Origin of the sequence: Burkholderia sp. RF7-non_BP4 (assembly GCF_001521935.1) — a bacterium.
Taxonomy (GTDB): domain Bacteria; phylum Pseudomonadota; class Gammaproteobacteria; order Burkholderiales; family Burkholderiaceae; genus Burkholderia; species Burkholderia diffusa.
In genome coordinates this window covers 17,363-35,677 of sequence record NZ_LOTA01000055.1, presented here as the reverse complement: position 1 = coordinate 35,677, position 18,315 = coordinate 17,363, and the positions used below count along the sequence as shown (strand labels likewise).

Here is an 18,315-nt window from a genome sequence, read left to right as displayed (position 1 = left end):
GCGCCTCACTTCGCGTAAGTGAAACCGGCGTGCTGCAGTTCGGGCAGCGTGCCGACCGCGCCCGGCGTGACGATCGCCGACGGAATCACGTGGTTGGTGAGATCGGCGGCGAGGGCGTCGAGCGGCAGCTTGTCGGGATTCGCGTTCGCGCCGTCGAGCCGTTCCGCGAGTTCCCAGATCGCGTTGTGGCACGACAGGAACACGACGCCGCGCTGCTGCAGCGCGGCGATGCTGTTGTCGTGCGACGAGAATGCGCCGTCGGCCCGTTCATGGTCGGCGGTGTCTTTCGATTGCGCCGGTTTCGCGGCAAGCAGCGTGTTGGTCGCGAACGCTGCGCCGGCGAATTTCGCGAGGCCGTATTTGTCCCACGCGGCCTGGTCGAACAGCGCGAGATGCGCGGCGCCATGCGTGGCCGATACGACGAGGAAGTCCGGATGACCGAACGCCCAGATCTGCGCGTTCAGCGCGTTGCGCATCAGGTTCAGCCATGGGCCGCCGAGCTCGGTGTTGTCCCACACCTGCTTCGGGCCGCCGCGATAGCCGATCACTTCCATGAGCGCCGCATGATCCCATTGATCGGGGCGCTCGACGATCATCGGCACCGTCTTGAAGTCGCGTCGTCTCGGTATGGCCGCGAGACGGCGGGTGAGGTCGGCGAGGCGCGTCGCGCCGCTGGCGAGCAGCGCGCCGGATTCGGGTGTCGCCGCCTGCGCGACGCGCGAGGCGCCGAGCAGCGCGGTGCCGGCCGCGAGGCCGAGTGTCTTGAGCGCGCCGCGGCGCGCATCCCGGTCGGACATCGAACTCTCCCATATCGTTTTTGTGGGGGCGTGGTGCATCGCCGTGTCGCGGCGATGCGTCGCCATCGCGTAGCCAGTCTAGAGGCGCGCGATCGACGGCGGAAATCGCGATATCGGATGGGAGATATTCGAGGGTCCGATGATTGGCGGAAACGACAAGGCCGCGCGGCGCCGACGTGTGCGGCATCGCGCGGCCTTCGTCAGCCGAGAAAGGTCAGTGCGCGGCGCGTTCGCGCAGCACTTCCGACGGCCGCACGTTGCGCACGAACACGCCGGCCAGCACCGCGCCTGCCAGTGCGATCGCGCCGGCCAGCACGAACGCGGACGCGAACGAGCCGCTGCGCTCGACGATGAAGCCGGTCACGGCCGGCCCGATCACGCCGGAGAGGCTGCCCATGCAATGCAGGAAGCCGCTGACGCCGCCGACGCGCGCCGGATGCACGACGTCCTGCACGATCGCCCAGTAGATCGCGCCCGTCACGTACAGGAAGAACAGCGATACCGACATCAGTGCGACCGCGCCTTGCGTCGACTGCACGGCGCCCGCGACGGCCACGCACGCGCCGGCGCCGAGCAGGCAGGTGACGAGCACGATGCGGCGCGACAGCAGGAGGTTGCCGGTGAGCCGGTACAGCGCATCCGAGATCGCGCCGCCGCACGCGAGGCCGACGGTGCCGACGAGCCAGGGCACGACGGTGGCGATGCTCATCTCCTTGATGTTCAGGTGGTGCGCACGCACGAGGTAGCTCGGGAACCAGCTCAGGAAGAAGAACAACACGTAGTTGTAGCTGAAGAACGCGGCGGCCGTCGCGAGGATGCGCGGCTGGCGCACGTAGTGCGACAGCGTGTGCGCGGGCGTTGCCGTGCCGGCGGCGGCAGGGGCGTGGGCGGGCGTTGCGGCAAGCGTTGCCGCGGGCGCACGCTCGGCATCGCCGACCGGCGTGGCCGGACGGTCCGTCGTCGACATCATCCACACGACGACCCACACGAGCCCGATCGCACACACGATCCAGAACGCCGGTCGCCAGCCGAACTGCGCGGCCAGCAGCCCGACGATCGGCCCGGCGATCGCGCCGCCGAGCGGCGAGCCGGCACTGAGCAGGCCCATCGCGGTCGCGGCGGCGTCGCGCGGCAGCCAGTTGTTGACCATCTTGTTGGCCGCCGAGCACAGCGGCCCTTCGGCCATGCCGAACAGCAGCCGCACGATCAGCAGGCTCACGAAGCCGACGGTGAGCGCGGTCATCCCGCAGAACACCGACCACAGCCCGACCGACAGCACGTACACGAGCTTCGGCCCGAGCCGGTCGGACGCAAGCCCGCCGATGAAATTGAACAGCGCGTAGCCGATGAAGAACGTGCTGAACACGAGGCCCATCTGCGCGGCGTCGATGCCGAGATCGGTCTGCACGATCGGCGCGACGATCGACAGCGCGACGCGGTCGAGATAGTTGATGCCGTACACCAGGAACAGCAGGAATACCGTGAACCATGCCTGCGACTTCTGCTTCATCTCCGTCTCCTTCGTGCCGGTGGGCCGGCCGTCATGTGTTGTCTTGTCGATCGTTTGCCGCGTCGTCGTGGACCTCGGCGGGCAGGGTATTGCGCGGTTCGCGTCGATTGCCGCGAACCGGGTAAACGGTCGTTCAGCGCGCGTGCAATGGCGCGAGCAGCGCATCAGTGCCGCCCGCGCGCAGCGTCGACAGATGCGCGCCGACGCGCGCGATCAATGCGTCGGGCCACGCGGCCGAGCCTACATGCGCGGTGCTGCCGAGTGCGGCCCGAACCGCGCCGGTCGCATCGCCGGCCGCGGACAACGTCGCGCCGAGCGTGGCCGCGCCCGGATCGCTGATCGTGAGCGGTCGGCCCGATTCGTCATGCGCGGTGGCGAGGTAGTGCAGCCACAGCGCGAGCGCGCGTTCCAGGTACGGTCGCTCGGCACCGGCCGCCGCGCTTTCGCCGAGCGCCGGCAGCCAGCGCAGCGGCACCTTCTGCGTGCCGTCCATCGCGATCTGTTCGGTTCGATGCGCGAGCGTCGGATTGCGGAAGCGCTGCACGAGCGTCGCGCAATAGCCGTGCGCGTCGTATCCGGCCGGCACGTCGACGGTCGCGAGCAGGTCGCGCGTCATCACGCCGTCGACGAGTGCCGCGATCGCCGGATCGGCCATCGCATCGGACACGGTCGCGCGGCCGCGCAATTGCCCCGCGTACGCGATCGCCGAATGCGAGCCGTTCAGTAGCCGCAGCTTCATCGTCTCGTAGGGCCGCACGTCGCCGACGAGGTGTGCGCCGGCATCTTCCCAGCGCGGGCGCGGGCCGGCGAAGCGATCCTCGATCACCCATTGCGAGAACGGCTCGCAGACGATCGCGGCCGCGTCGCGCGCGCCGAGATGGGCATGCGCCCAGTCGAGCGATTCGGGCGTCGCGGCCGGCACGATCCGGTCGACCATGCTGTTCGGGAACGCGATGTCGTCGCGGATGCGCCGCGCGAGCGCGCCGTCGATGCGTTCCGCGTAGTCGATCATCAGCGCGCGCAGCGTGTCGCCGTTCGACGTCATGTTGTCGCAGCTGACGACGCTCAGAGGCGCATGGGCCGGCCGCAGCCGCAGGCCGGCGGCGATCACGCCGAGCGCGGTGCGCGGCGCGTCGGGTGTCGCGAGATCGTGGCGGATCGCGGGATCGTCGGCATCGAGACCGCCACTGGGGCGGCGGCAATAACCTTTCTCGGTGACGGTCAGGCTGACGATCGACACGGCCGGATCGGCGATCAGCGCCAGCAGCGCCGGCAGCGATTCGGGTGCGAACAGCGCGCCGTGCACCGCGCCGACGATGTGCGTGCGCGCGCCTTGGCCGTCGCGTTCGGTCACCGTGTACAGGTGATCCTGCGCGGCGAGCAGGTCGACGGTATGACGCCGCCGCAGTTCGACGCCGACGATGCCCCAGCGCAGGTCGCCCTGTTCGAGCACCGTATCCGTATGCAGCGCCTGATGCGCGCGATGGAACGCGCCGAGGCCGAGATGGACGATGCCCGTGCGGACCGCCTGCCGGTCATAACCGGGGCGGCGCGTGCCTGGCGGCGCGGTGCGCAGGAAATCGGGGGCTGATGACATGACGATTGGCAACGAGTTGTACCATGGTAGATGGTGGAGTGCGTGCAGGTTATTTCGAGTTTCACCGCGAAGTTATCGGTGTAAACGCTAGATCGTCTGAATTCGATTGCTTATGTACCATGGTAGACATCGATATCAAGCCAGATCAATCGCAACCATGAGCGAAACGGCAGCACTGGAAGAAGCAGACGTCGTGGTCACGGCGTTGCAGGGGTTCTCGCTGGACGAGAGCCGGTCGTATACGGATCAGGTGCATGCGCTGCTGCGCCACGCGATCGTGCGCGGCGCGTTGCCGCCGCGCACCGCGCTTTCGGAGGCGGTGATCTCCACGACGATCAAGGTCAGCCGCACGCCGGTGCGCGAAGCGTTCGCGCAGCTCGCCGATGAGCGGCTCGTGCAGATCATCCGGAAGGTCGGCACGCTGGTCGCGCCGATTCCTGTGTCGATCCTCGAGGAAGGGCGCTTCGCGCGCAGCACGCTCGAATGCGCGAACCACGTCGAGCTCGCGCAGAAGATCACGCCGGCGCAGCTCGCGGAACTGTCGCGGATCATCGATGCGCAGCGCGAGGCCGTGGCGGCCGGCGATGTCGAAGCGTTCTTCGATCTCGACGAGGCGATGCACGGCCGGATGTTCGCGTTCGCGGGCCGGCCGCACGTGTGGGAAATGCTGCAGCCGATGAAGCGCCAGTTCGACCGCGTGCGCTGGCTGCTGCTCGACCGCGTCGAGGATCACGCGCGCCGCGCGCTGCAGGAACACGAACAGATCCTCGCGCACATCGCGTCGCGCAACATGGCGCTGCTCGGCGCATCGGTCGCGGCGCACGTCGACCGGATCGGCTCGCACCTGCCCGACGTGCGCAGCCGCGCGCCGCATTACTTTGTCGACTGAAACGCCCGCTGGAGGAGCGCAGTGAAAATCGAACGCTTGCAGATCATCGTCACGTGTCCGGGCCGCAATTTCGTGACGGTGAAGATCGTGACCGACGAAGGCGTATACGGCCTCGGCGACGCGACGCTCAACGGGCGCGAGCTCGCGGTGCGCGCGTACCTGGAAGACCACGTGTTCCCGTGCCTCGTCGGCCGCGACCCGCGCAAAATCGAAGACATCTGGCAATACCTGTATCGCGGTGCGTACTGGCGGCGCGGGCCCGTGACGATGACGGCGATCGCCGCGATCGACATGGCGCTGTGGGACATCCTCGGCAAACTCGCGGGCATGCCCGTCTACCAGTTGCTCGGCGGAAAGAGCCGCGACGGCCTGATGGTGTACGGCCACGCGAACGGGCGCGATCACGAGGAAGCGGTCGACGCGGTGCGCGCACACATCGAGGCCGGCTATCGCGCGATCCGCGTGCAGTCCGGCGTGCCGGGGCTCGACAAGGTATACGGCGTCGGCAAGACGGCCGGCGCGTACGAGCCCGCCGAGAAAGGGCTGCCGCCCGAGGAACCGTGGGACACCGCGCTCTACCTGCGCCACACGCCCGAGTTGTTCCGCAAGGTGCGCGACGCGGTCGGAGATGCGCCGCACCTGCTGCACGACGCGCATCACAGGCTCACGCCGATCGAGGCCGCGCGGCTCGGCCGCGATCTCGAGCCGCATCGCTTGTTCTGGCTCGAGGACGCGACGCCCGCGGAGAACCAGGAAGCGTTCCGCCTGATCCGCCAGCACACGACGACACCGCTCGCGGTCGGCGAGGTATTCAACTCGATCTGGGATTGCAAGGACCTGATCCGCGACCAGCTGATCGACTACATTCGCGCGACCATCGTGCACGCGGGCGGCATCACGCACGTGCGGCGCATTGCCGATTACGCGGCGATGTACCAGGTGCGCACCGGCTTCCACGGCGCGACCGACCTGTCGCCCGTGTGCATGGCGGCGGCCGTGAACTTCGGGTTGTGGGCGCCGAACTTCGGCATCCAGGAACTGATGCCGCACAGCGCGCTGACCGATGAAGTGTTTCCGCACAGCTACCGCTTCGAGGACGGCTATCTCGTGATGGACGACGTGCCGGGCCTCGGCGTCGACATCGACGAGACGCTGGCCGCGAAATATCCGTATGAGCGTGCGTACCTGCCGGTTGCCCGGCTGCGCGACGGTTCGATGTGGAACTGGTGAGCGCCGAAGATCCGAGGGAGAGAACCGAAATGTTGAGCGTCGTTGTCGATCGTCCGAACAGCATGGCCGTGCGCGAGGTGCCGCTGCCCGCGCCCGCCGCCGGCGAAGTGCGCGTGAAGGTCCGCTATGCGGGCATCTGCGGGTCGGACCTGCACATCTTTCACGGCAAGAATCCGTTCGTGTCGTACCCGCGCATCATCGGCCACGAGTTCGTCGGCACGATCGAATCGGTCGGCGCGGGCGTCGATGCCGCGCGGCTCGGCGAGACGGTCGCGGTCGATCCGGTGATCAGCTGCGGGCATTGCCATGCGTGCACGATCGGCCGGCGCAACGTCTGCCGGCACCTGACCGTGCTCGGTGTGCATCGCGACGGCGGCTTCAGCCAGTACACGTGCGTGCCGGCCGACAATGCGTACCGGATTCCGGACGCGATTGCCGACACCTGCGCGGCGATCGTCGAGCCGTTCGCGGTGGCCGCAAACGCGACGTCGCGCACCGGCGTGCTGCCGGGCGATGTCGCGCTGATCTACGGCGCCGGCACCGTCGGCCTGACGATCCTGCAGGTGCTCAAGCGCGTGTACGGCATTCGTGCGTTCATCACCGATCGGCTCGACGCGCGGCTGCAGCTCGCGCGCAAATGCGGCGCGGCGGAGGACGAGGTCATCAACACGAGCGTCGAGTCGCTGCCCGACGCGCTGGAAAAGCGCGGCGTCGACGGCGGCCCGACGCTGATCTTCGATGCGGTCTGCCATCCGTCGATTCTCGAGGAGGCCGTGCGGATCGCCGCGCCGGCCGGCCGGATCGGCGTGCTCGGATTCTCGTCGGAGCCGTCGGCGATCGTGCAGGCGGAGCTGACGAAGAAGGAGCTGACGCTCGCGGCGTCGCGGCTGAACTGCGCGATGTTCCCGCAGGTGATCGACTGGATTGCCCGCGGGTTGATCCAGCCGGAGCACATCGTCACGCACAAGGTGGGTTTTCGCGACGTCGCGCAGGCGTTCGAGATGGCCGAGCGCAATCCCGAGAAAAGCTGCAAGATCCTGCTCGATTTCGCGGGCGGCTGATACCGCTTCGTGTAGCCGGCCGGGGCGCGTTGCGCCCGCCCACGGCGGACTAGCCGCGAGCCAGGCCGCGGCCGTCCGCACGAAGATGCGTCAGAACGACACCGTCGTCGTCAGCGTGACGAGCCGCGGCTCGCCGACGGCGACGATCAGATTGCTGTTGCTCGATGGATAGTAGGTCTTGTCGAGCAGGTTCTTCACGTTGAGCTGGATGCGTGTCGGGAACTTGCCGATCGTCGTTTCATAGGCCGCGAATGCGTCGACGGTCACGTAGCCGGGCAGCGTGAAGCTGTTCGCGGTGTCGCCGGGCCGTGCGCCGACGAGCCGCGCGCCGCCGCCGAAGCGCCAGCGTCCGGGCAGGTTCGCGATCGCCGTGTCGTACACCGCGAACAGGCTGCCGGTGTGGCGCGCGACGTTGACGAGCGGCGTGTTGCTGTCGCGGTCGTTCGCGTTCGTGTACGCGTAGCTGCCGATCAGGCTCAGATGGCGCGTGAGCTGCCCCGCGACGTCGAGTTCGATCCCGCGCGAGCGCGCGGTGCCGATCGTCGACGTGATGTCGCCGACCGTGACCGCGACGTTGCGCTTGTCGATCTGGTAGGCCGCGAGCGTGCCGGTGATGCCGGGTTTCAGGCTGAACTTCAGGCCGGCTTCCAGCACGCGGCCGAATTCCGGCGCGAGCGGCGCAGCCACGTTCGACGCGACGTTCGGCTTGAACGAGCGGCTCACGTTCGCATAGGCGGTCAGCGCGGGCGTGAGCGCATAGGCGAGCCCGAACTGCGGCAGCCACACGTTGCCGTGCGAGCGGTCGGCGAACACGAACGGCCGCCCCATCCCCGATTCCTGCTGCCAGTCCTCCCAGCGCAGCCCGCCGACCGCGGTGAGCCGGTCGGTGATCTTTACGGAGTCCTGCACGATCATCGAGTACGTGTGCACCTTCGAAAGCGAATCGCTCTGCTTCGTGCTGATCGTGCCGCCGGGCGCGAGCAGGCCGTAGACGGGATCGTAGAGATTGAAGCCCTTGGTCGCGGCGCCGCGGATCGTGTCGCCGCGGAAGCTGCGCTGGCGCTCGTATTCGCCGCCGATGTAAAGCGCGTGGTTCATCCCCGCGAGCGTCAGGTTGCCGAGCAGGCCGAGCGTCGCGATCTGGTCGGAGTCGTTGCGCCCGAGGTTCGCGTCGGACGTGCGCGACAGCGCGCCGGTCGTGGCGTTGAAGGCGGTCGCGCGGGTGATGTATTGATCGTAGCGGTCGCGGCCCCAGCCGTAAGTCGCGCGCACGCGCCATGTGTCGGAGAGGCGGTGCTCGATGCGCGCGCGCAACGTTTCCTGGATCCCGCCGCTTTGCGCCCACGCTTCCTCGTAGCGGCGATAGCGCAGCGCATCGTCGGGGCGGCCGTTCACGAGCACGGTGCCGCGATCGAACGGCATCGTGTAGTCGACATACTGGTAGCTGACGTCGATCGACGTGTTCGCGTCGTGCCATGAAAGCGCGGGCGCGATCAGCGCGTTGCGTTCGCGGCCGAAGCTGCGCCAGTAGCGGCTCGTATCGTATTCGCCGGTGAGCCGGAACGCGAGCGTGCCGCCCGCGACCTGGCCCGGCTTGCCGAGCGGACCGGTCAGGTCGAACTGAGCGCTGCTGCCGCCGTGGCTCGTGCGCGAGGCCGAGATCGAGCCGCCGAACGTTTCTTCCGGCTTGCGCGTGACGAGGTTGATCACGCCGCCCGGGTCCTGCATCCCGTACAGCAGCGAAGCGGGGCCCTTCAGCACTTCGACGCGGTCGATCGTCGCGAGATAGCTGTGCAGCACCGGTGTGCGCACGCCGTCGACGAGCACGGAGCCGTCGTTGTTCGAGCCGAAGCCGCGCTTGATGAACGCGTCGCGCGTGCCGCCGAGCGTGTTGGTCTGCGTCACGCCGCTGATGTTGCCGAGCACGTCGTCGAGCGAGCGCGCCTGCTGATCCTGCATCACGCTGCTGCTGACGACGGCGACCGATTGCGGAATGTCCTTGAGCGGACGATCGTCGCCGCCGGCGACGCTGCTGGTGCGCGGCTGGTAGCCGACGGTCGGATCGGCGGCCGCCGATGCGCTGACGCTGATCGTCGGCAGTTCGCGTTCGGGCGGCGCGGGCGTCGACGATGGCGAGGACGTGGCCGCCGAAGCCGTGGCGGCAGGGTCGGCATCCGCATGCGCGCCGCTTGCGACGCAAAGAGTGATCAGGGCAGGCAGGCTCGCGCGCCACGGACGCAAGGTCCGCGCGCGGCGGGGCAGTCGACGGGATGGCATGAATCGATGAATGGACGGCGTGCTAAGGATGAAGGCGCGGGCCGCGGCGCTTCACTGATTCGCCGCGGCAGGACGCGCATGATATACGTAATGAGAATCGTTTGCAATTGCGGTGAGGCCGATACGGACCGGGCATCGCGATTACCGGGGCGCAGGCCGTCTGCTGCCGTAGCGGCAAAAATTCCTGTCACGTCGAGCGCGACGTCGCGCTCGACGTGCGGTATCCGGCAATCAGAACTTCTGCTGGATGCCGGCCATCACGCCGAGCTGATTCATCCCGGTGCCGACCGTCCCGCCGGCGGCGACCGCGTTCGCGGCCAGCGTGCTGTTGAACATGTAGCCCACCGACGTGTAGACGGTCGTCCGCTTCGACAGGAAATAGTTCGCTCGGCCGACGAAGAGCGTGGCGTTCGTGCCGCTTTCGCCGTTTTCCCGGCGTTGCAGGTAGCGCACGCCCTGCAGGTCGAGCGCGAGGTAGGGTGTCGCGTAGTACGTGCCGCCGGCGAACACGATATCGGCCTGCAGGTGTGCGGCCGCCGCGAGATTGCGGCGGATCCAGCCCGCGCCGAGTTTCGCGGGGCCGATCTTCACGTAGCCGGCGACGATGTCGCGCGTGTCGGTGTACGCCGGATTGTTCAGCGGCGCGAGCGCGCCGCCGCCGCCGCGCATCACGTCGTGCGACGCGGCGAGCCCGAAACTGCTCGCGTCATAGGCGAGCATCGCCGTGTATTGGCGGCAGGCGACGATGTCGCCGGGCACTTGTCCCGCGCAGCCCGTCGCGGACGGTCCCGCCGGCCCGGCCGCATCGCGGCCGAAGCTGTAGGTCGCGCCGAGCGTCACGCCGTGGAACGTGCCCTTGTAGCCGATCGCGTTGTCGCTGCGCGCGTTCGGCAGATACGAGTCGAAATCGGCCATCGAATGAATCGACGGACCGATCACGTCGGCATTGGTCAGCACGATCATCGACATGTTCATCTGTCGGCCGAGGGTCAGCGCGCCGAAGGGGCTGTTCACGCCCACGTTCGCTTGCCGCCCGAACAGACGCCCGCCGTAGTTCAGCGCGCCGGTGCCGGGCTGGAAGCCGTTTTCGAGCACGAAGAAGGCCTGATAGCCGCCGCCGAGATCCTCCGTGCCGCGCAGGCCCCAGCGTGACGGCACCTCGCCGGTCAGCGTCGGCATGCCGGTGAACGATCCGCCGCGCGCGGCGTTGTTGTAGTAGGACACGCCGGTATCGATGATCCCGTACAGCGTGACGCTGCTTTGCGCACAGGCCGGTCCGGCCAGCGCCATCGCCGTCGCGAATGCGACGCCCAGTTTCGTTTTCATGGTTGTCTCCAAACAGTATGTAGATCTACTTATCGATTTTTCTAATGCCCCGGACATGTCCGGGATGCCGACGGGTATCGGCAGGGCCGCGTGCGTCGCGCGTTACGAGATCGCCGGATCGCGCTGCCGCTGCGGCGCCGCGGCGCGCGCGCCCGCCACGGCGACGGCGATCGCCGCGCCGGCCATCGGCACGAGGAACGCGAGATAGAGATGGGGCACGGACCAGCCGTCGTCGAGCAGCGCGCCGACCGTCATCGGCGACAGGATCGCGCCGAGGCGACCGATGCCGACCGCGAGACCGATGCCGGTCGTGCGGATCTCGGCGGGGTAGGGTGTCGGCGACAACGCATACATGCCGGCCACGCACGCATTGATCACGGCGCCGAGGAACACCGCGACGGTCATCCCGATGCCGAGCGAGCCGGTGTTCGCGCCGAACACGACCATCAGCGCGCCGCCGAGCAGCAGCGTCGCGCCCAGCAGGTTGCGCAGGCCGAACCGGGTCGACAGCAGGCTGAAGAGCGACGCGCCCGCGATGCCGCCGAGGTTGAGCAGCACGCCGCCGGTCACGCCCTGCGATGCCGACAGTCCGGCCTGGACGAGCAGCTTCGGCGTCCAGCTCACGACGAAATAAAAGCTGCCCATCACGAGAAAGAACGCAATCCACAGCGCGATCGTGCGGCGCGCGAGCGGTGCGCGCAGCACGGCCGTCCAGTTCGACGCGGGGCCCGTCGTGTCGATGGACGCCGCCACGGCCGGCAGCGCGTCGATGGGCGCGCGCTTCATTCTCGCGAGGATGCGGTTGATTTTCTGCAGCGCGTCGTCCGGCCGCCGTGCCAGCAGGAAGTCGAGCGATTCCGGCAGCAGTGCGAGCACCATCGGGATCGCCATCAAGGTCAGGATGCCGCCGAACGCGAACACGCTGCGCCATCCCCACGTCGACAGCAGGTAGCCGGCGATGACCCCGCCGGCGGTGGCGCCGATCGCGTAGCCGGTCGACTGCATGCCGATCGCGGCGCTGCGCCATTTGTTCGATGCGTATTCGCCGCTGATGACGGTCAGGCTCGCCAGCATGCCGCCGATGCCGAGCCCCGTGTACGCCCGCGCGATCGCGAGTTGCAGCGTGCTGTGCGTGGCCGCGCAGGCGAGCATCCCGGTCGAGATCACGGCGAGGCAGAGCAGGATGATGCGGCGGCGGCCCACGCGGTCGGCCAGCGGCGCGATCAACACCGAGCCGATGCCCATGCCGGCGAGCCCCGCGCTCAGCAGCAGGCCGATTTCCTTGCCGCTCAGTTTCCACTCTGCAGCCAGGTGCGGCGCGGCAAATGCGATGGCCAGCACGTCGAAGCCGTCGAGCATGTTCAGCACGACGCAGGCCGTGACCGCCATCGTCTGGAACGCGCTCATCGGGGATGCGTCGATCGTATTGCGGATATTTGCACTCACGTCAAAGACCCTTCATAAAAATAGTATGACTAATCGAATGGGAAAAACAGAAGCCGGCTGCAGCAAGCGTGGCGAACGCGAATGCATGTGCCGGCCGCCAACCGCAGGGATGCTTGCAGCCACAAGCCGGCGTCGCTCGCGCGCCAATGCGACGGTTACGCCGGTTCGGGTTGCTGCAGCAGTCGCTCGATCACGCGCCGCGCGCGATTGGGGCCCGCGTCGACGTGAATGTCGATCTGGCGGCCGCCCGGAAACCGCAGCTGATTCCGGTATTGCGCTTCGATCACGGTCTTGTCCTCGTCGAACGTCGCCGCCGATTGCTCGATGACCGTTTGCGCGACGCGTTCGACGTCGTGTTGCGGATTGGTCGCGACGGTCCAGAAATAGTGCGTCGTGGTGTCCGTCTCCGGCGTGATGCCGTGGAAGCCGCGCATGTGAAAGCCGCCGCGCGCTGGGTCGAGCAGGTCGCCGGTGCCGGCATCCATCGCGCCGGTCCAGATCCGGATATGCGACACGTGGAATTCGATTTCCTGCCAGCGATCGACCCGGCCCGCGAACGGCCATGCAGCCGTGTACGTTGGCGGCGGGTCGGAATCCGGCATCCGGCGCACCAGCGTCACCGTGTCGCCGTCGCTGCTGACGCGGGTTTCCGCGCCCATGTGCAGCGGCGCGTTGCCGCCGATCGTTTTCAGATGGACATAGCCGAGGTGGCTCAGGTCCATCAGGTTGTCGTGAATCAGCTGATACGGGGCGTCGTAATGGTAGTTGCCGCCGCCGAACCGATATTGCGGATCCGTGTGGAACGCATAGCGCGGCGGCGCGCAGGTCGGTTGAGCATGCGCGTCGGCGCCGATCCAGATCCACACGATCGCGTCCTGTTCCCGCACCGGATACGACGACACACACGCCTTTGCCGGAATCCGGTCCTGCCCGGGAATCTCCACGCAGGTGCCGTCGCGGTCGAACAGCAGGCCGTGATAGCCGCAGCGCAGGCCGCGCGCTTCGAGCGAACCGCACGACAGCGGCAGCGACTTGTGGCAGCAGCGATCCTCCAGCGCGCCGACTTCCCCGGACGGCATCCGGAACAGCACGACCGGGCGGCCGAGCAGCGTGCGGGCGACGGGTTTGTCCGTCAGTTCGGAAGACAGCGCGGCGACCCACCATTGGTCGACCGGGAACTTAGTAGTATTGATCGGTGGCCGGGCATGTTGCGCCATTGATCGTCTCCAGTATTGTGATTGGCCGCCGCGTGTCGGGCGGTCCGTCTACAGATCTACAGGTCGAGTACCAGCAGATCGCTTCGCGATCGCGAGCAGCACGGCATGAACTGGTCGCCGGCCGCCTGTTCCGCTTCCGTCAGATACGAATCGCGATGATCGGGCTCGCCTTCGAGCACGCGCGTCACGCAGGTGCCGCAGACGCCTTGCTCGCACGACGTGAGCACATCGATGCCGTTGGCCGCCAGCGCGGCGACGACCGTGCATTCGGCCGGCACGTCGATCACCTTGCCGCTGCTCGCGATGCGGACCTGGAACGCGCGATCCGCGCCGGACGACGCAACCGCGCCGCCGAAGAACTCGTAATGCAGCCGCTCGTCGGCCCAGTTGCGCTCGCGCGCGGCGTTCAGCACTGCGTCCATGAAGCCGCGCGGACCGCATACGTACAGGTGGGTGCCGTCAGGCGCCGCGGCGAGCACGGCGGGCAGGTCGAGGCGTTGCGCGGGGTCGCCGTCGTCGACGTGGAAGCGGGCGCGCTCGCGGAACCCGGCTGCGTCGATCCGCTCGACGAAGGCCATGCGATCGGTCGAACGCGCGCAGTAGTGCATGTCGAACGGCGTGCCGGACGAGAACAGCCGCTCCGCCATGCAGAGAATCGGCGTGACGCCGATCCCGCCCGCGAGCAACAGGTGGTGCGGGGCGTCGGGCGCGAGCGGAAATTGATTGCGCGGCATGCCGATCCGTACGGTATCGCCTTGCCGGACTTCGTCGTGAATCGCGCGCGAGCCGCCGCGGCCCTCGGCATCGCGCAGCACCGCGATCTGGTAGCGATCGCCGAGTTCGGGGTGGTTGCACAGCGAGTACTGGCGCACGAGCCCGCCAGGCAAATACACGTCGATATGCGCGCCGGCGTCGAAGCGCGGCAAGGGCGACCCGTCATCGCTGACGAATTCGAAACCGCAGATGTCGCGCGCTTCCTGCCACTTGCGGGCCACCCGGACCGTCAGCGTCGCGGCGCTCATGACGCCTCCTTGATCTGCGCGACCGGAATCACGGGCCGCTGCGGGCTCGACGCGTTTTCGTCGGCGAGCAGCCGCTCGATCACCTTGCGCGACAGCACGCCGCCGGCGTCGATGTTGAGCTTGAGCAGCTTGCGGTCCGGCCACTGCTCGAGGTTGAGTTGCTGGCGCTCGAGCATGTCGAGATCCTCGGCGAAGATCTTGCCCTGGCCTTCGCGGATCTCGGCGGTCAACGCGTGATCGTCGGGCCGGAAGTTGCGCGCCATCCCCCAGAAATACCAGATCGAGGTGTCCGTCTCCGGCGTGATGAAGTCGACCACGATCGACGACGCCTTCAGCTCGGCCGGCGCGTCGTAACCGCCGTGGCCCGCATGCGCGACGCCCACTTCGATCATCACGTGGCTCGGCGGCGTGAAGCGGCAGATCTGCCAGCGGTCGACCGGCACGTCGTCGGCCAGCCCGTTGCCGCGCAGCGCCATCCGCCAGAACGGCGGCGGCATCACGTTCTCCATGAAGCGGCTCGTGACGACTTCGTCACCGTTGGCGGTCGTCTTCGGCGGCGCTTCGTCGATTTCCTTCTGGCCGATGCTCGTCGCATGCACGTAGGTCTCGTGCGTGAGGTCCATCAGGTTGTCGATCATCAGCCGGTAGTCGCAACGGATGTGATACAGGCCGCCGCCGTGTGCCCAGGCCGGATCTTCGGCCCACTGGAGCGCGGGCAACTTGTCGGGATCGGCTACGGACGCATCGCCGGGCCACACCCAGACGAATCCGTACCGCTCGACCGTCGGAAAGCTGCGGATCGGCGGAAAGCCGCCGACGCGCTGGCCCGGCATGCCGGCCGTCTTGCCGTTACAGCCCATTTCCAGCCCGTGATAGCCGCACACGAGCACGCCGTCGCGCACGAATCCCAGCGACAGCGGCGCGCCGCGGTGCGGGCAGAAGTCCTCGAGTGCGGCGACCCGGCCGTCCGCCGCACGGTAGAACACCATCGACTCATTGCAAATCTTGCGGCCGAGCGGCTTGCCGTCGATGTCATCGGGCGTGCACGCCACATACCAAGCGTTCTTGAGAAACACGTTTTTCGTCTCCTTCAGGGCGGTACCGCCGGTGCGCGGCAACTCTTCATTCCGTGTACTGAATGAGATTCAGTGTACGCATCGAGATTGGCCAGGGCAAGGCGAGCGGTATACTGGTTTTCCCGGGAAATGGCGCGACGCAGCGCCATGCCGTCGGCGCACGCAACGGCGTGCGCCGCCTACGTCATCGACTCATTCATGGAAAAAACGAATCCCGCCGACGCGCCGGCTTTCCCGCTCGACCTGTACGACGAACCCGGGCATCTGATCCGGCGCGCGCACCAGATCGCGGTTGCGATGTTCTACGAGAAGCTGGGCCGGGACGTGACGCCGGTGCAGTACGCGGTCCTGCGGATGCTTTATGAGTGTCCGGGGCTCGATCAAGTGACGCTCGCGCAGCGGGTGGCGCTCGACACGTCGACGACCGCGGATCTCGCGGTCCGGCTCGAAGCGAAAGGATTGATCGTCCGCGAAGTGTTGCCGCGGCGTCAGCGGCGCTTGCTGCTGACGCCGGCGGGCGTCGAGCTGCTCACGCATCTGATTCCGTCGGTGCAGGAACTGCGCGCCGGCCTGTTCGACGGCATGGGGGAGGACGATTCGCGGGAACTGATGCGCCTGTTGCGCAAGTTCGTTCATTTGAACAACGAGCAGAGCCGTGCGCCGCTGCGGGTCGGCGAGGAGTCGTAGCGATTGAATGCTGCGCGACGGGGGAGCGATGCGGCAACGCGGCGGCAGGCCGCTCAGCGCCGCCCCTCGGCGTCACGGGCGTGACGTTTCCCCTTCCAGCCGCCGGACCGCTTCCGCGACTTCGTTCCTGAAGCGCACCAGCGCCGCCTGCTCTGGCGCGGGCGGCTGCACGGCCGCCCACAGCATGTCAATGAGCTGCGTGGCCGTCGTTTCCGTATCGAGCTTGCGGTGCCCGAGGATCGCATCCCACAGCACGTGCTCGATCGGCCCGAACACCATCGAGCGCAGCAGGCTCAGCGGCATGTCGCTGCGCACCTGCCCGGCCGCCTGGCCGCGCGCGAGCACGTCCATCAGCGGCGCCGTGTAGCGGCGCTGCAGCGCGGTGAGCTCGTCGCTCAACGCATGCTGCTTCGCCCGCCCCTCCGACAGCACCAGCGCGCACAGCCCCGTGCCGTTCACCAGCATCAGCCGCAGGTGCGTGCGCACGATGAACGCGAACTGCTGCTGCACCGACGCTTCCTGCGGCATCCCGACTTCGAACGCGGCAATGATTTCGTCATACCAGTCGGCGATCACGCGCGCGCACAGCTCGCGCTTGCCGCGGAAGTAGCTGAACACCGTCGCCTCCGATACGCCGATGCGCTGCGCGATCTCGGCGGCCGTCGCATGCTCGTAACCCTTTTCGGCGAACACTTCACGACCGGCGCGCAGGATGTCCTGCACGCGCTGCTGGGACTTGCGCCCGGCGGGTGCGCGCGACGGCTCGGGGCGGTCGGCTTTGGCGGTGGCGGTCATGGTGTCGGCGGTAGCGGCTGTCATGCCGCCATGATATCTGAGTGTCACTCAAAAAACTATTGACGACGAGCTGGACGAGGCGCGAAACTGTGCAAAATTTACGCTGTATTGGCTTAATGAATCGACGCATTGATCCGATTTGAGCGAAACTCAGAAATCGGCGCGTGCGACCCACTTTCTGGAGACGGAGGAGACATGATCAACCTGCCCGGTGTGCAATTCATGCTCGGTGAAGACATCGAGATGCTGCGCGACGCCGTCGCGACGTTCGCGGCCAAGGAAATCACGCCGCGCGCGGCGGAAGTCGACCGTACCGACCAGTTTCCGATGGATCTGTGGAAGAAGTTCGGCGATCTCGGCGTGCTCGGCATGACGGTGGCCGAGGAATACGGCGGCGCGAACATGGGCTACACCGCGCACATGGTCGCGATGGAAGAGATCTCGCGCGCATCGGCGTCGATCGGCCTGTCGTACGGCGCGCACTCGAACCTGTGCGTGAACCAGATCCACCGCAACGGCACCGACGCGCAGAAGCAGAAATATCTGCCGAAGCTCGTGTCGGGCGAACACATCGGCGCGCTCGCGATGAGCGAGCCGAACGCGGGCTCCGACGTCGTCAGCATGAAGCTGCGCGCGGACAAGCGCGGCGACCGCTACGTGCTCAACGGCACGAAGATGTGGATCACCAACGGCCCCGACTGCGACACGCTCGTCGTCTACGCGAAGACGGACATCGACGCCGGCCCGCGCGGCATCACCGCGTTCATCGTCGAGAAGGGGATGAAGGGCTTCTCGGTCGCGCAGAAGCTCGACAAGCTCGGCATGCGCGGGTCGCACACGGGCGAGCTCGTGTTCCAGGACGTCGAGGTGCCGGAAGAGAACATCCTCGGCCAGCTCAACGGCGGCGTGAAGGTGCTGATGAGCGGCCTCGACTACGAACGCGCGGTGCTGTCGGGCGGCCCGACGGGCATCATGGCCGCGTGTCTCGACGCGGTGGTGCCGTATATCCACGACCGCAAGCAGTTCGGCCAGTCGATCGGCGAATTCCAGCTGATCCAGGGCAAGGTCGCCGACATGTACACCACGTTCCAGGCGTGCCGCGCGTACCTGTACGCGGTCGGCCGCCACCTCGATTCGGCCGGCAGCGACCACATTCGCCAAGTGCGCAAGGACTGCGCGGGCGTGATCCTCTACACGGCCGAGAAGGCGACGTGGATGGCCGGCGAGGCGATCCAGATCCTCGGCGGCAACGGCTACATCAACGAATATCCGGTCGGCCGTTTGTGGCGCGATGCGAAGCTGTACGAGATCGGCGCCGGCACGAGCGAGATCCGCCGCATGCTGATCGGCCGCGAGCTGTTCGCGGAAACGATGTAACGCCCCAC

15 protein-coding genes are annotated in these 18,315 nt (G+C 67.5%); 5 read left to right on the top strand and 10 right to left on the bottom strand.

Features of this window, described 5'->3' with window-relative positions; all coding sequences use genetic code 11:
• Nucleotides 1-5: 5 nt before the first annotated feature.
• The 3 genes from tetH to WS49_RS20260 form a co-directional block, all read right to left on the bottom strand.
• Nucleotides 6-797, bottom strand: coding sequence for a thiosulfate dehydrogenase (gene tetH, locus WS49_RS20270; protein WP_059532666.1), 792 nt, complete (start codon nt 795-797; stop codon nt 6-8).
• Nucleotides 798-1,011: 214 nt separating this feature from the next.
• Nucleotides 1,012-2,307, bottom strand: a complete 1,296-nt coding sequence (locus WS49_RS20265) for an MFS transporter (RefSeq protein WP_059532534.1) — start codon at nt 2,305-2,307, stop codon at nt 1,012-1,014.
• A 133-nt stretch (nt 2,308-2,440) separates the two neighbouring features.
• Entirely contained in the window at nt 2,441-3,904 is a 1,464-nt protein-coding gene (locus WS49_RS20260; protein ID WP_156441420.1) for a mannitol dehydrogenase family protein, read from the bottom strand.
• A 157-nt stretch (nt 3,905-4,061) separates the two neighbouring features.
• Here WS49_RS20260 and WS49_RS20255 point away from each other — a divergent pair, with 157 nt between their 5' ends.
• Genes WS49_RS20255 through WS49_RS20245 form a run of 3 tightly spaced genes read left to right on the top strand, consistent with a single transcriptional unit; the run spans nt 4,062 to nt 7,084 of the window.
• Nucleotides 4,062-4,793: a GntR family transcriptional regulator gene (locus WS49_RS20255; protein WP_059532528.1), complete on the top strand. Its 732-nt coding sequence runs from the start codon at nt 4,062-4,064 to the stop codon at nt 4,791-4,793.
• A 21-nt stretch (nt 4,794-4,814) separates the two neighbouring features.
• Nucleotides 4,815-6,023, top strand: coding sequence for a D-mannonate dehydratase ManD (gene manD, locus WS49_RS20250; protein ID WP_059532525.1), 1,209 nt, complete (start codon nt 4,815-4,817; stop codon nt 6,021-6,023).
• Between the two features lie 29 nt (nt 6,024-6,052).
• Nucleotides 6,053-7,084, top strand: a complete 1,032-nt coding sequence (locus WS49_RS20245) for a Zn-dependent oxidoreductase (RefSeq protein WP_059532522.1) — start codon at nt 6,053-6,055, stop codon at nt 7,082-7,084.
• Nucleotides 7,085-7,174: 90 nt separating this feature from the next.
• On the opposite strand, the gene WS49_RS20240 is transcribed toward WS49_RS20245, so the two are convergent.
• From WS49_RS20240 to WS49_RS20215, 6 genes are all read right to left on the bottom strand, one after another.
• Nucleotides 7,175-9,361, bottom strand: a complete 2,187-nt coding sequence (locus WS49_RS20240; RefSeq protein WP_059532518.1) for a TonB-dependent siderophore receptor — start codon at nt 9,359-9,361, stop codon at nt 7,175-7,177.
• A gap of 231 nt (nt 9,362-9,592) precedes the next feature.
• Complete coding sequence (locus WS49_RS20235) at nt 9,593-10,687, bottom strand: porin (protein WP_059532506.1); 1,095 nt, start codon at nt 10,685-10,687, stop codon at nt 9,593-9,595.
• Nucleotides 10,688-10,789: 102 nt separating this feature from the next.
• Complete coding sequence (locus WS49_RS20230; RefSeq protein ID WP_059532503.1) at nt 10,790-12,133, bottom strand: MFS transporter; 1,344 nt, start codon at nt 12,131-12,133, stop codon at nt 10,790-10,792.
• A 155-nt stretch (nt 12,134-12,288) separates the two neighbouring features.
• The gene (locus WS49_RS20225) at nt 12,289-13,350 is read right to left on the bottom strand and encodes a Rieske 2Fe-2S domain-containing protein (protein WP_059532501.1); all 1,062 of its coding nucleotides are present in this window, start codon (nt 13,348-13,350) and stop codon (nt 12,289-12,291) included.
• A gap of 56 nt (nt 13,351-13,406) precedes the next feature.
• Nucleotides 13,407-14,372 (bottom strand): PDR/VanB family oxidoreductase, encoded by a 966-nt coding sequence (locus WS49_RS20220; RefSeq protein ID WP_059532499.1) that lies wholly within the window; start codon nt 14,370-14,372, stop codon nt 13,407-13,409.
• Nucleotides 14,369-15,448, bottom strand: coding sequence for an aromatic ring-hydroxylating oxygenase subunit alpha (locus WS49_RS20215; RefSeq protein ID WP_059532663.1), 1,080 nt, complete (start codon nt 15,446-15,448; stop codon nt 14,369-14,371). Before WS49_RS20215 ends, WS49_RS20220 begins: the two co-directional genes overlap by 4 nt.
• Nucleotides 15,449-15,646: 198 nt before the next feature.
• Here WS49_RS20215 and WS49_RS20210 point away from each other — a divergent pair, with 198 nt between their 5' ends.
• Nucleotides 15,647-16,135: a MarR family winged helix-turn-helix transcriptional regulator gene (locus WS49_RS20210; RefSeq protein WP_059532660.1), complete on the top strand. Its 489-nt coding sequence runs from the start codon at nt 15,647-15,649 to the stop codon at nt 16,133-16,135.
• A 72-nt stretch (nt 16,136-16,207) separates the two neighbouring features.
• Here the strand turns inward: WS49_RS20210 and WS49_RS20205 are convergent, their stop codons facing one another.
• Entirely contained in the window at nt 16,208-16,954 is a 747-nt protein-coding gene (locus WS49_RS20205; RefSeq protein WP_059532496.1) for a TetR/AcrR family transcriptional regulator, read from the bottom strand.
• Between the two features lie 171 nt (nt 16,955-17,125).
• On the opposite strand from WS49_RS20205, the gene WS49_RS20200 reads away from it, so the two are divergent.
• Nucleotides 17,126-18,307: an isovaleryl-CoA dehydrogenase gene (locus tag WS49_RS20200; protein ID WP_059532493.1), complete on the top strand. Its 1,182-nt coding sequence runs from the start codon at nt 17,126-17,128 to the stop codon at nt 18,305-18,307.
• Nucleotides 18,308-18,315: the final 8 nt, after the last annotated feature.